The organism is Paraburkholderia susongensis (genome assembly GCF_900177725.1).
GTDB classification, from domain to species: domain Bacteria; phylum Pseudomonadota; class Gammaproteobacteria; order Burkholderiales; family Burkholderiaceae; genus Paraburkholderia; species Paraburkholderia susongensis.
Map to the genome: position 1 here is coordinate 715,141 of NZ_FXAT01000004.1, position 12,579 is coordinate 727,719.

Genomic DNA, 12,579 nt, shown 5'->3' on the forward strand with positions numbered 1-12,579 from the left:
CCGACAGGGTTGACTGACGGATAACTACCAGACGTACGCCTCAACCGCAGGATTCATCGCCCGAGAGCGGTGGTGAAGAGGCGAACGATTGAGCGGTAACAGGTTAAGGAAGATTGACCATCATGGTTGAACTGGAAATAGACGGCAAGAAAGTCGAGGTGCCTGAAGGCAGCATGGTGATCCAGGCTGCACATAAGGTCGACACGTACATTCCTCACTTCTGCTATCACAAGAAGCTGTCGATTGCGGCCAATTGCCGGATGTGCCTGGTCGATGTCGAGAAGATGCCGAAGGCCGTGCCCGCATGCGCGACGCCGGTGTCGGCTGGCATGATCGTGCGCACGAAATCGGAAAAGGCGGTGAAGGGCCAGCAAGCCGTGATGGAATTCCTGCTGATCAACCATCCGCTCGATTGCCCGATCTGCGACCAGGGCGGCGAATGCCAGTTGCAGGATCTGGCCGTCGGTTACGGCAAGTCGTCGTCGCGCTACAGCGAAGAAAAGCGCGTGGTGTTCCACAAGAACGTTGGCCCGCTGATCTCGATGGAAGAAATGTCGCGTTGCATTCACTGCACGCGTTGCGTCCGTTTCGGCCAGGAAATCGCCGGCGTGATGGAGCTCGGCATGCTGGGCCGCGGTGAGCATTCGGAAATCACCTCGTTCGTCGGCAAGACGGTCGACTCGGAACTGTCGGGCAACATGATCGACCTGTGCCCGGTCGGCGCGCTCACGAGCAAGCCGTTCCGCTACAGCGCCCGTACGTGGGAACTGTCGCGCCGCAAGTCGGTGAGCCCGCACGATTCCGTCGGCGCGAACCTCGTCGTGCAGGTGAAGAACAATCGCGTGATGCGTGTTCTGCCGTTCGAAAACGAATCCATCAACGAATGCTGGATTTCGGACAAGGACCGCTTCTCGTATGAAGGCCTCAACAGCCCCGAGCGTCTGACCAGGCCGATGCTCAAGCAGGGCGGCCAGTGGGTCGAAACCGACTGGCAGACCGCGCTCGACTACGTGGTCAAGGGTCTGAAGGGTATCAAGGGCGATCACGGCGCGAGCGCACTCGCCGCGCTCTCCAGCGCACACAGCACGGTCGAAGAACTGTTCCTGCTCAAGCAGATCGCGCAAGCGGTCGGCACGCCGAACGTGGACTTCCGTCTGCGTCAGTCCGATTTTTCGGCGCCTGTCACCGGCGCGCCGTGGCTCGGCACCGCTATCGCCGATCTGTCGAACGTCGATGCGGCGCTCGTGATCGGCTCGGATCTGCGTCGCGATCATCCGCTGTTCGCCGCGCGTCTGCGCCAGGCGGCCAAGGGCGGCGCGCAGCTCACGCTCGTGCAGGCCACGAACGACGATGCTTTGATCCCGCAGGCACGGCGTGTGGTCGCGGCGCCGTCGGCATGGCTCGACACGCTCGCGGGTATCGCCGGCGCGGTTGCGCAAGCGAAGGGCGTGGCACTGCCGGAAGCATTCGCGGGCACGCAGCCTACGGATGCGAACGGGCAGGTCGCAAGCTCGCTCGCCACGGGCGAACGCCGTCTCGTGCTGCTCGGCAACGAAGCGGTCCGCCATCCGGATTTCGCGGCGCTCCACGCCGCGGCGCAGTGGATCGCCGAGGCAACCGGCGCAACGCTCGGCTTCCTCACGGAAGCGGCCAACACGGTCGGCGCGCACCTCGTGAACGCGCTGCCGGGCGAAGGCGGTCTGAACGCACGCGAAGTGTTCGAACAGCCGCGCAAGGGTTATCTGCTGCTGAATCTCGAACCGGAATTCGACACGGCCAATCCGGCGCAAGCTCTGGCCGCGCTCAAGCAGGCCGAGATGGTCGTCGTGCTGTCGCCGTTCCAGACGGGCGCCGACTACGCCGACGTGCTGCTGCCCATCGCACCGTTCACGGAAACGGGCGGCACCTTCGTCAACGCGGAAGGCACGGTGCAGACGTTCAATGGCGTCGTGCGTCCGCTCGGCGACACGCGTCCGGCATGGAAGGTGTTGCGCGTGCTGGGCAGCCTGCTCGGCGTGCCGGGCTTCGAATACGAAACGGTTGAAGAAGTGCGCACGGCCGCGCTCGGCGACGGCGAACTGGGCTCGCGCCTGTCGAACCGCACGGGCGTCGCGGTGACGCGCGGCAAGGCTGCAAAGGCGGCGGAAGGCAAGTTCGAGCGTCTCGCGAACGTGCCGATCTATCATGCCGACGCACTCGTGCGTCGCGCGGAGTCGCTGCATCTGACCGCGGCCGCACGTGTCGCGAACTCGGCCTGCCTGCCGGCTGCGCTGTTCGACAAACTGGGTTTGAAGGAAGGCGACGCGGTGCGCGTGCGCCAGGGCGAGCAAGCGGTGCAGTTGCCGGCCGTGCGCGATGCAAATCTTGCGGAGACGGTCGTCCGCGTGTCGGCGGCTACGCCTGCCGGTGCGGCGCTGGGCAGCCTGTTCGGTGAACTGCTGGTGGAGAAGGCGTAAATGAGCTTGTTCGATACGATCAACTCGGGCGGGTCCGAGCTTCTCGGTGTCGCATGGCCCACGGTGTGGGCGCTGGTGCGCATCCTGGTGGTGGCCGTCGTGATCCTGCTGTGCGTGGCTTACCTGATTCTGTGGGAGCGTAAGCTGATCGGCTGGATGCACGTGCGTCTCGGTCCGAACCGCGTCGGTCCCGGCGGTATGTTGCAGCCGATCGCCGACGTGCTGAAGCTGCTGTTGAAGGAAGTGATTCAGCCCGCCCAGGCGAGCCGCTGGATCTACCTCGTCGCGCCGATCATGGTGGTGGTGCCGGCCTTCGCGGTCTGGGCGGTGATTCCGTTCCAGGCGGGCGCGGTGCTCGGCGACATCAACGCGGGCCTGCTGTATGCGATGGCGATTTCGTCGATCGGCGTGTACGGCGTGATTCTGGCCGGCTGGGCGTCGAACTCGAAGTACGCGTTCCTCGGTGCGATGCGCGCCGCGGCTCAGATGGTTTCGTACGAAATCTCGATGGGCTTCGCGCTCGTGGTCGTGCTCATGACGGCCGGCACGCTGAATCTGTCGGGCATCGTCGGCTCGCAGGAGCAGGGCTTCTTCGCCTCGCACGGCCTGAACTTCCTGTCGTGGAACTGGCTGCCGCTTCTGCCGATGTTCGCCGTCTACTTCATCTCGGGCATCGCCGAAACGAACCGTCACCCGTTCGACGTGGTGGAAGGCGAATCGGAAATCGTCGCGGGTCACATGATCGATTACTCGGGTATGGCGTTCGCGCTGTTCTTCCTTGCCGAGTACATCAACATGATCGTGATCTCGGCACTGGCATCGACCCTGTTCCTCGGCGGCTGGAGCGCACCGTTCGGCTTCCTGTCGTTCATCCCGGGCATCGTCTGGCTCGTCGCCAAGGTCTTCTTCCTGTTGTCGGTATTCATCTGGGCGCGTGCCACGTTCCCGCGCTACCGCTATGACCAGATCATGCGTCTCGGCTGGAAGGTGTTCATTCCGGTCTGCGTGGTGTGGCTGGTGGTGGTCGGCTTCTGGATCATGTCGCCGTTGAATATCTGGAAATAAAGGGCGGACGAACCTATGACCGCAATTCAAAACTTCTTCAAGACTTTCTTCCTCACGGAACTGCTCAAAGGTCTCGCGCTGACTGGACGCTACACGTTCCAGCGCAAGGTCACGGTGCAGTTTCCGGAAGAAAAAACCCCGATTTCGCCGCGTTTTCGCGGTTTGCATGCGCTGCGACGTTATGAGAACGGCGAAGAGCGCTGCATCGCGTGCAAGCTGTGCGAAGCAGTGTGCCCGGCGCTTGCCATCACGATCGAATCGGAAACGCGCGCGGACAACACGCGCCGCACGACGCGCTACGACATCGACCTGACCAAGTGCATCTTCTGCGGTTTCTGTGAAGAAAGCTGCCCGGTCGACTCGATCGTCGAGACGCACATTCTCGAGTATCACGGCGAGAAGCGCGGCGACCTGTACTTCACGAAGGACATGCTGCTGGCCGTCGGCGATCGCTACGAAGCAGAGATCGCCGCCAACAAAACAGCCGATGCTCCGTATCGTTGAAGCGCTTTTCCGTTGATGCAGTAATAGCGGCAGTAAAAGCAGTAACACGGCCTGCTGTCGGGCCGACCGCCGCGGTCTGAACACCGCGGCACGGCGCACCTGTGCGACTGTTCTGGTGGTTTTGCCAGATGCACGTGCCAAAGAACAATGCCTGACGATGGCCTAACGATGAACCGGTAATCATGGAATTCACGACCGTACTGTTCTACATCTTCGCGCTGCTCCTGGTTGTTTCAGGGCTGAAGGTGATCACTTCGCGCAACCCGGTGGCGTGCGCACTGTTTCTGGTGCTGGCGTTCTTCAATGCAGCCGCGATCTGGATGCTGCTCGAGGCCGAGTTCCTCGCGATCCTGCTGGTGCTGGTGTACGTCGGGGCGGTGATGGTGCTGTTCCTGTTCGTCGTGATGATGCTGGACATCAATCTCGACGTGCTGCGCAAGGATTTCAAACGTTTCGTGCCGATGGCGACGGTAGTGGGCGCGATCATCGTGATCGAAACCGCGCTGATTCTGTGGCACGGCTACGGCGCGACCACCACGGCGCTGCGCGACACGGCCGCGGCCGCCGCCGGTATGGGCGACTGGTCGAACACACGCCTGATCGGCAAGGTCATTTACACCGACTACATCTTCGCCTTCGAAGTCGCTGGCCTCGTGCTGCTGGTGGCGATCATCGCGGCGGTCGCGCTGACCACGAGTCACAAGAAGGACAGCAAGCGCCAGAACGTCAGCGCTCAGGTCAAGGTGCGTGCCCAGGATCGCGTGCGTGTCGTGAAGATGCCGTCGGAGAAAACCGCGGCAACCATCGCAGCGGAAGAAGCCGCGGCAGCAGCAGCGGCAGCCGACTCGGCACCTGCCAAGAACAGCTGAGCGGACAGGAGATAAAGATCATGTTGACCCTAGCCCATTACCTTGTCCTCGGTGCGATCCTGTTTGCGATCAGCATCGTTGGCATTTTCCTGAACCGCCGTAACGTCATCATCATCCTGATGGCGATCGAGCTGATGCTGCTTGCGGTGAACACCAATTTCGTCGCGTTCTCGCATTACCTGGGCGACGTGCACGGCCAGATCTTCGTTTTCTTCGTGCTGACGGTGGCGGCAGCGGAGGCGGCGATCGGCCTCGCAATTCTGGTGACCCTGTTCCGTAGTCTCGACACGATCAATGTCGAGGATCTCGATCAGCTCAAAGGTTAATTTCAGGAAAAGCGGTTATGTCCACGATACTCAATGAAAACCTGCTGTTGGCAATTCCGCTGGCGCCACTCGCCGGTTCCCTGGTTGCAGGGCTGTTCGGCAAAGCGATAGGGCGAGCGGGTGCGCATTCGGTCACGATCCTCGGCGTCGCAATTTCGTTCGTCCTGTCGGTCATGGTGTTCTTCCAGGTGATGGAAGGCGCGAGCTTCAACGCGACCATTTATCAATGGATGTCGATCGGCAAGACGCAGCTCGAAGTCGGCTTCCTGGTCGACTCGCTGACCGCGATGATGATCTGCGTGGTGAACTTCGTGTCGCTGATGGTGCACATCTACACGATCGGCTACATGGCTGACGACGACGGCTACCAGCGCTTCTTCTCGTACATCTCGCTGTTCACGTTCTCGATGTTGATGCTCGTGATGAGCAACAACTTCCTGCAGCTGTTCTTCGGCTGGGAAGCAGTGGGTCTCGTGTCGTATCTGCTGATCGGTTTCTACTTCAAGCGCGAGTCGGCCATCTACGCGAACATGAAGGCGTTCATCGTGAACCGCGTCGGCGACTTCGGCTTCCTGCTCGGCATCGGCCTGCTGTTCGCGTTCGCCGGTTCGATGAACTACGGCGAAGTCTTCGCGAAGCGCACCGAACTTGCTGCGCTGAACTTCCCGGGCACGGACTGGGGCCTGCTGACGGTCGCTTGCATTTGCCTCTTCATCGGCGCGATGGGTAAGTCGGCGCAATTCCCGCTGCACGTCTGGCTGCCCGATTCGATGGAAGGTCCGACGCCGATCTCCGCGCTGATTCACGCGGCAACCATGGTGACGGCCGGTATCTTCATGGTCACGCGCATGTCGCCGCTGTTCGAACTGTCGGATACGGCGCTGTCGTTCGTCATGGTCATCGGCGCGATTACCGCGCTGTTCATGGGCTTCCTCGGTATCGTCCAGAACGACATCAAGCGTGTGGTCGCTTACTCCACGCTGTCGCAGCTCGGTTACATGACGGTCGCGCTCGGCGCGTCGGCCTACTCGGTCGCCGTGTTCCACCTGATGACGCACGCGTTCTTCAAGGCGCTGCTGTTCCTCGGCGCGGGTTCGGTGATCATCGGTATGCACCACGATCAGGACATGCGCAATATGGGCGGCCTGCGCAAGTACATGCCGATTACGTGGATCACGTCGCTGGTCGGTTCGCTCGCGCTGATCGGCACGCCGTTCTTCTCGGGCTTCTATTCGAAAGACTCGATCATCGACGCAGTGAAGCTGTCGCATCTGCCGGGTTCGAGCTTCGCGTACTTCGCGGTGGTGGCGAGCGTATTCGTGACCGCGCTGTATTCGTTCCGTATGTACTTCATGGTGTTCCATGGCGAAGAACGCTTCCGCGGTCCGAAGCATCCGGAATCGCCGATGGGTATCGAAGCCGCGGCGCATGCGCATGACGATCATGGTCACGGCCACGATGCGCACGGCCATGGTCACGACGACCATGCTCACGAGCCGCACGAAACACCGTGGGTCGTGTGGGTGCCGCTCGTGCTGCTGGCTATTCCGTCGATCGTGATCGGTGCGATCGGTGTGGGTCCGATGCTGTTCGGCGACTTCTTCCAGCACGGCGTCGCGTTCGACAAGGTGATCTACATCAGTGAGAACCATCCGGCGCTGCATGAGATGGCCGAAGAGTTCCAGGGCTGGGCGTCGATGGGTCTGCACTCGGTGTCGGGCCTGCCGGTGTGGCTCGCGCTCGCGGGCGTAGTGGTCGCATGGTTCCTGTACCTGGTCCGTCCGGATCTGCCGGCTGTCATCAAGCGCGCATTCGGTCCGATCTACACGTTGCTCGATAACAAGTACTACATGGACAAGATCAACGAAGTCGTATTTGCACGTGGTGCCGTGGCAATTGGCCGAGGTCTGTGGAAAGAAGGCGACGTCGTCGTGATCGACGGCATCGTCAATGGCAGCGCACGTTTCATCGGCTGGTTCGCGAGCGTGATCCGCTTCCTTCAATCCGGCTACATCTACCACTACGCGTTCGCCATGATTATCGGCATGCTGGGGCTCCTGACCCTGTTTGTAACGCTCGGCGGCAAATAAGGCGAGGGACACTAATGCACGCTTATCCGATTCTCAGCATCGCGATCTGGTTGCCGATCCTTTTCGGGCTTCTGGTCCTCGCGATCGGCAACGACCAGAATCCAGCGCCGGCGCGCTGGACCGCGCTGATCGGCTCCGTCCTCAGCTTCATCGTGACGCTTCCGCTGATCACCGGTTTCGATTCGAGCACGGCAGATCTGCAGTTCGTCGAACAGGCGAACTGGATCGAGCGCTTCCACATCTCGTACCACCTCGGCGTGGACGGTATTTCGATGTGGTTCGTCGTGCTGACCGCGTTGATCACGGTGATCGTCGTGATCGCCGGGTGGGAAGTGATCACGAAGAACGTTGGGCAGTACCTCGCGGCGTTCCTGATCCTCTCGGGCATCATGGTCGGCGTGTTCAGCGCGGCCGACGGCATGCTGTTCTATGTGTTCTTCGAAGCGACGCTGATCCCGATGTACATCATCATCGGCGTGTGGGGCGGGGCGAACCGCGTGTATGCGGCGTTCAAGTTCTTCCTGTACACGCTGATGGGCTCGCTGCTGATGCTGGTCGCGCTGATCTATCTGTACAACGAAACCGGCACGTTCGACCTCGCCACGTGGCAGCACGCGCAGATCGCGATGACGCCACAGGTGTTGTTGTTTATAGCGTTCTTCCTCGCCTTTGCGGTCAAGGTGCCGATGTGGCCGGTGCACACATGGTTGCCGGACGCGCACGTGGAAGCGCCGACAGGCGGCTCGGTCGTGCTGGCCGCGATCATGCTGAAGCTCGGCGCGTACGGTTTCCTGCGCTTCTCGCTGCCGATCACGCCTGACGCGAGCCATTTCCTCGCACCGGTCGTCATCACGCTGTCGCTGATCGCGGTGATCTACATCGGGCTGGTCGCGATGGTGCAGGCCGACATGAAGAAGCTGGTCGCGTATTCGTCGATCGCGCACATGGGCTTCGTCACGCTCGGCTTCTTCATCTTCAATCAGCTCGGCGCGGAAGGCGCGATCGTGCAGATGATCTCGCACGGCTTCGTGTCGGGCGCAATGTTCCTGTGCATCGGCGTGCTGTACGACCGCATGCACTCGCGTCAGATCGCCGATTACGGTGGCGTCGTCAACGTGATGCCGAAGTTCGCGGCTTTCGTCATGCTGTTCGCGATGGCGAACTGCGGCTTGCCGGGCACTTCCGGTTTCGTCGGCGAATTCATGGTGATTCTGGCCTCCGTCCAGTACAACTTCTGGATCGCGAGTGGCGCGGCGGTCACGCTGATTCTCGGCGCGGCCTACACGCTGTGGATGTACAAGCGCGTGTACTTCGGCGCGGTCGCGAACGACCACGTGAAGAACCTCGTCGACATCAGCCGCCGCGAATTTTTCATGCTGGCAGTGCTCGCCGCACTGACGCTGTTCATGGGCCTGTATCCGAAGCCCTTTACCGATGTGATGCACGTATCCGTGGAAAACCTCCTCTCCCACGTTGCTCAATCGAAGCTGCCGTTGCCTCAGTAACGACGAGCGGAGGAATTTAAGACCATGCAAAACGCCCCTATGACTGCTCTGTTGCCCGACGCACTGGTGATGATCGCCGTTGTCGTCGCGTGGCTCAACGACACGTTCGTCGGCCAGGACGGTCGCCGCACCACGTATTTCATCGCGTTCTTCTCGACGCTGGTCGCCGGGATCTGGTTCGCGATGAACGCGTTCGACCCGCAGGTGCATTACTTCTTCGGCCACATGTACGTGGTCGATCCGTTCGCCAACGTGATGAAGGCGGTGGTGTCGCTCGGCTATGCGGTGTCGGTCGTCTATTCGCGCCGCTATCTCGAGGACCGCGGTCTGTTCCGCGGCGACTTCTTCCTGCTCGGCATGTTCTCGCTGCTCGGTCAGCTCGTGATGATCTCGGGCAACAACTTCCTGACGTTGTACCTCGGTCTGGAACTGATGTCGCTGTCGCTTTACGCGGTGATCGCGCTGCGCCGCGAAGTGCCGTCGTCGAACGAAGCGGCGATGAAGTACTACGTGCTGGGTGCGCTGGCGTCCGGCTTCCTGCTGTACGGTATCTCGATGCTGTACGGCGCGACCGGCTCGCTCGACCTGAACGAAGTGTTCAAGGCGATCAGCACGAGCCATTACGATCCGGGCGTGCTGCTGTTCGGCGTGATCTTCATCGTGGCCGGCGTGGCGTTCAAGATGGGTGCGGTGCCGTTCCATATGTGGGTGCCCGACGTGTACCAGGGCGCACCGACGGCGATGACACTCGTGGTCGGCGGCGGCCCGAAGGTCGCGGCATTCGCGTGGGGTTTGCGCTTCCTCGTGATGGGCCTGCTGCCGCTCGCGGTTGAATGGCAGCAGATGCTCGTGATTCTGGCGGCGCTGTCGCTGATCGTCGGCAACATCACCGGTATCGTGCAGCGCAACGTCAAGCGCATGCTCGCGTACTCGGCGATCTCGAACATGGGTTTCGTGCTGCTCGGCCTGCTCGCGGGCGTGGTCGATCAGAAGACCACGGGCGCCGCGAGCGCGTACGGCTCGGCGATGTTCTATAGCATCGTCTACCTGATCACGACGCTCGGCACCTTCGGCGTCATCATGCTGCTCGCGCGCCGCGATTTCGAAGCCGATACGCTCGAAGACTTCAAGGGCCTCAATCAACGCAGCCCGGTGTTCGCGTTCGTGATGATGATCATGATGTTCTCGCTCGCGGGCATTCCGCCCGCGGTCGGCTTCTATGCGAAGCTCGCCGTGCTGCAGGCGACGATGAACGCCGGTCTGACCTGGCTCACGGTGCTGGCTGTGATCACCTCGCTGTTCGGGGCGTTTTACTACCTGCGTATCGTCAAGCTGATGTACTTCGACGAGCCGCAGGACAAATCGCCGATCCTGGCGGACACCAGCACGCGCGCGCTGCTCGCGCTCAACGGTGTGGCCGTGCTGGTGCTCGGTATCGTGCCCGATCCGCTGCTGCGCGCCTGCCTGCAGGCCATGCAGCACACGCTGCTGCTCTGATGTCCGCTGCGGGTTGGTTTATCGTGCTGTTGGCGCTCGTTGGCGCCAACCTGCCGTTCCTGAATCAGCGTCTCTTCGCCGCCGTGCCGTTGAAAGCGGCGAAGAAGAGCGCCTGGATCCGGATTGCCGAGCTGATCGTGCTGTATTTCGTGGTCGGCGCGCTGGGTTTTCTGCTCGAAGCACGCGCAGGAAACCGCTTCGAACAGGGCTGGCAGTTCTATGCGATCACGTTTGCCTTGTTCGTCGTGTTCGCTTTCCCCGGTTTTACCTTCCAATATCTCGTCAAACGCCGCTGACGGTGTCTCGCCGTCGCGCGCCAGGCTGTCCTGAGGTCCGCACATGGCTGAACTTCCCAACCACGACGCTGCGCTAACCGAGACGTGTATCGACAGCAAGACGGTTCATCAGGGACCGTTCATGACGGTCAAGTACGATACGATCCGGCTGCCGGACGGCAAGCAGGCAACCCGCGAATACGTTCAACATCCGGGCGCCGTCATGGTGATCCCGTTATTCGACGACGGCCGCGTGCTGCTTGAGAGCCAGTATCGCTATCCGATGGGCAAGGTCATGGTCGAATATCCGGCCGGCAAGCTCGATCCGAACGAAGGCGCGCTGGCCTGCGCGGTGCGCGAGCTACGCGAGGAAACCGGCTATACCGCGCGCGAGTATGTGTATCTGACGCGGATTCACCCGATCATTTCGTATTCGACCGAATTCATCGATATCTATCTCGCGCGCGGGTTGACCGCGGGCGAGCGCAAGCTCGACGAAGGCGAATTCCTCGAACTCTTCACAGCGACCCTGGAGGACGTATCCGAATGGGTGCGCACCGGCAAGATTACCGACGTGAAGACGATCATCGGCACATTCTGGCTCGAGAAGGTGCTCTCAGGGATGTGGCCGATGGCTGCTCCGGAGACGGCATAAGACCTCGGTCGCCGGATATCCGATCTGAAATACTGCAAGAAGAAGCCCCTGTTGGTCGATGACCGGCAGGGGCTTCGTCATTGGAGCGCGTTTTTTCCGACACCCCATAGTGTGTCTTTTTCCTATGCCATCCGGCTATCTCGTCGCGTCGCCAGCGTACGGCTAGTATGACCCTTCCGGTCACGACGTTTGCCATCGATTTTATTTTGGATAACGAATGATGAGCGATGAAAAGATCCGACTTTGGTCGCCGATTGGTTGTCACTTGACAACCAATCGGCGACCGGCTAAATTGGAGGTGTCGATGGTTCGAGGAAGGCACGCTAAGAAGGAAATCGAAATCGCACTGGCCTATGCGGAGAAGCATGGCTGGCGCGTCCAGGACGGTGGGAAAGGTCACGCGTGGGGAAAAATCTATTGTCCCTACAAAGACGCGGAGTGTCGTTGCGGAGAGTTCTGTATATCGAGTGTCTGGAGTACGCCGAAGAATCCTGGCAATCACGCCAGGCACTTGCGGCGCATCGTCGACAACTGCACGGCTCGTCGGTAACGAAGGCGTGTGGTGCCGAACATGAAAGGCGAAAACCTGGGCTGAACGAAGTCAGGAGTAACGTATGGAATATGTGTTCACGTTGAAATACCGGCTCGCAGACGAAGATTGCGAGGCCGACGCAATCGTCGAGCGGTTGGGCGAAGCAGGATGCGACGACGCCACGATCGGTGTAGGGCAGCCGGGCCGCCTCGGGTTGCTTTTCTCTCGCGAAGGTGCGTCCGCGCTCGAGGCTGTCGTCAGCGCGCTCAAGGATGTCAAACGCGCGGTGCCGTCTGCGCGCCTTGTCGAAGCGGGGCCCGATTTCGTTGGTTTGACCGATGTGGCAGAAGTCGCAGGCGTGTCGCGGCAAAACATGCGCAAGCTGATGCTGAGCCACGCCACAGACTTTCCGCCGCCGGTACACGAAGGCAGTGCGTCGGTGTGGCATTTGTCCGACGTACTCGAGTGGTTGACCGCGCGCGGTGGGTACGACATCAAGGCTGACGTGGCGGATGTCGCAAAGCTGGCGAAGCAGATTAATCTTGCCAAGGAGGCGCGCCAGATCGAAACGCGCGTTAGCCGCCAGCTTGAACACCTCGTGGCGTAAGCGTGGTGCGGGCAATGCTGATATGAAAGGAATCAATAGGTGCGCAGCGACCGGTGCAGCAAGCGAAACCCGTGTGGTTCACGCGCCAGCACACCTTCGGCAGCGCCAGGCGCAAAGCGTTAAAATCGCCCACCGCGTCCGATTTGCTCGCAGCGTTCGGCGTAGGCGTCTCGCCCGTAAATTTTACGAACGACCGTT

The 12,579-nt window shown here is 61.0% G+C and carries 12 protein-coding genes; all 12 read left to right on the forward strand.

Translation table 11 applies throughout. The annotated features are described in order from the left end of the window. Positions 1-122 precede the first annotated feature (122 nt). The 12 genes from nuoG to B9Z01_RS16155 all read left to right on the forward strand — a co-directional run bounded on the left by nuoG (position 123) and on the right by B9Z01_RS16155 (position 12,381). Positions 123-2,456, forward strand: a complete 2,334-nt coding sequence (nuoG, locus tag B9Z01_RS16100; protein ID WP_085484671.1) for an NADH-quinone oxidoreductase subunit NuoG — start codon at positions 123-125, stop codon at positions 2,454-2,456. Continuing rightward, a complete protein-coding gene (gene nuoH / locus B9Z01_RS16105; protein WP_085484673.1) occupies positions 2,457-3,521 on the forward strand; it encodes an NADH-quinone oxidoreductase subunit NuoH in 1,065 nt (354 codons plus the stop codon). Between the two features lie 15 nt (positions 3,522-3,536). Continuing rightward, positions 3,537-4,025, forward strand: a complete 489-nt coding sequence (gene nuoI / locus B9Z01_RS16110; RefSeq protein ID WP_085484675.1) for an NADH-quinone oxidoreductase subunit NuoI — start codon at positions 3,537-3,539, stop codon at positions 4,023-4,025. 182 nt (positions 4,026-4,207) lie between these two features. Further along, entirely contained in the window at positions 4,208-4,894 is a 687-nt protein-coding gene (locus B9Z01_RS16115) for an NADH-quinone oxidoreductase subunit J (RefSeq protein ID WP_085484677.1), read from the forward strand. Positions 4,895-4,914: 20 nt separating this feature from the next. Continuing rightward, the gene (gene nuoK, locus B9Z01_RS16120) at positions 4,915-5,220 is read left to right on the forward strand and encodes an NADH-quinone oxidoreductase subunit NuoK (protein WP_006052894.1); all 306 of its coding nucleotides are present in this window, start codon (positions 4,915-4,917) and stop codon (positions 5,218-5,220) included. 17 nt (positions 5,221-5,237) lie between these two features. Beyond that, entirely contained in the window at positions 5,238-7,310 is a 2,073-nt protein-coding gene (gene nuoL / locus B9Z01_RS16125) for an NADH-quinone oxidoreductase subunit L (protein WP_085484679.1), read from the forward strand. 14 nt (positions 7,311-7,324) lie between these two features. Then, positions 7,325-8,815 carry an NADH-quinone oxidoreductase subunit M gene (locus B9Z01_RS16130; RefSeq protein ID WP_085484681.1) on the forward strand — a complete coding sequence of 497 codons (1,491 nt, stop codon included), beginning with the start codon at positions 7,325-7,327 and terminating at the stop codon, positions 8,813-8,815. A gap of 24 nt (positions 8,816-8,839) precedes the next feature. Next, entirely contained in the window at positions 8,840-10,312 is a 1,473-nt protein-coding gene (gene nuoN / locus B9Z01_RS16135; RefSeq protein ID WP_085484683.1) for an NADH-quinone oxidoreductase subunit NuoN, read from the forward strand. Continuing rightward, positions 10,312-10,608: a DUF2818 family protein gene (locus B9Z01_RS16140; RefSeq protein ID WP_007175603.1), complete on the forward strand. Its 297-nt coding sequence runs from the start codon at positions 10,312-10,314 to the stop codon at positions 10,606-10,608. Before nuoN ends, B9Z01_RS16140 begins: the two co-directional genes overlap by 1 nt. A gap of 43 nt (positions 10,609-10,651) precedes the next feature. Further along, a complete protein-coding gene (locus B9Z01_RS16145) occupies positions 10,652-11,242 on the forward strand; it encodes an NUDIX domain-containing protein (RefSeq protein WP_085484685.1) in 591 nt (196 codons plus the stop codon). Positions 11,243-11,546: 304 nt separating this feature from the next. Next, on the forward strand, positions 11,547-11,792 hold the full coding sequence (locus B9Z01_RS36245) for a hypothetical protein (protein ID WP_085484687.1): 246 nt from the start codon (positions 11,547-11,549) through the stop codon (positions 11,790-11,792). A 64-nt stretch (positions 11,793-11,856) separates the two neighbouring features. Beyond that, positions 11,857-12,381, forward strand: coding sequence for a helix-turn-helix transcriptional regulator (locus tag B9Z01_RS16155; protein ID WP_085484689.1), 525 nt, complete (start codon positions 11,857-11,859; stop codon positions 12,379-12,381). Positions 12,382-12,579: the final 198 nt, after the last annotated feature.

Bases quoted from the DNA above. Each gene is read 5' to 3' on its own strand.
- B9Z01_RS36245 (WP_085484687.1), top strand. From the start codon at position 11,547: ATGGTTCGAGGAAGGCACGCTAAGAAGGAAATCGAAATCGCACTGGCC.
- B9Z01_RS16130 (WP_085484681.1), top strand. From the start codon at position 7,325: ATGCACGCTTATCCGATTCTCAGCATCGCGATCTGGTTGCCGATCCTT.
- B9Z01_RS16145 (WP_085484685.1), top strand. From the start codon at position 10,652: ATGGCTGAACTTCCCAACCACGACGCTGCGCTAACCGAGACGTGTATC.
- nuoH (WP_085484673.1), top strand. From the start codon at position 2,457: ATGAGCTTGTTCGATACGATCAACTCGGGCGGGTCCGAGCTTCTCGGT.
- nuoK (WP_006052894.1), top strand. From the start codon at position 4,915: ATGTTGACCCTAGCCCATTACCTTGTCCTCGGTGCGATCCTGTTTGCG.
- nuoL (WP_085484679.1), top strand. From the start codon at position 5,238: ATGTCCACGATACTCAATGAAAACCTGCTGTTGGCAATTCCGCTGGCG.
- B9Z01_RS16115 (WP_085484677.1), top strand. From the start codon at position 4,208: ATGGAATTCACGACCGTACTGTTCTACATCTTCGCGCTGCTCCTGGTT.
- nuoN (WP_085484683.1), top strand. From the start codon at position 8,840: ATGCAAAACGCCCCTATGACTGCTCTGTTGCCCGACGCACTGGTGATG.
- nuoG (WP_085484671.1), top strand. From the start codon at position 123: ATGGTTGAACTGGAAATAGACGGCAAGAAAGTCGAGGTGCCTGAAGGC.
- nuoI (WP_085484675.1), top strand. From the start codon at position 3,537: ATGACCGCAATTCAAAACTTCTTCAAGACTTTCTTCCTCACGGAACTG.
- B9Z01_RS16155 (WP_085484689.1), top strand. From the start codon at position 11,857: ATGGAATATGTGTTCACGTTGAAATACCGGCTCGCAGACGAAGATTGC.
- B9Z01_RS16140 (WP_007175603.1), top strand. From the start codon at position 10,312: ATGTCCGCTGCGGGTTGGTTTATCGTGCTGTTGGCGCTCGTTGGCGCC.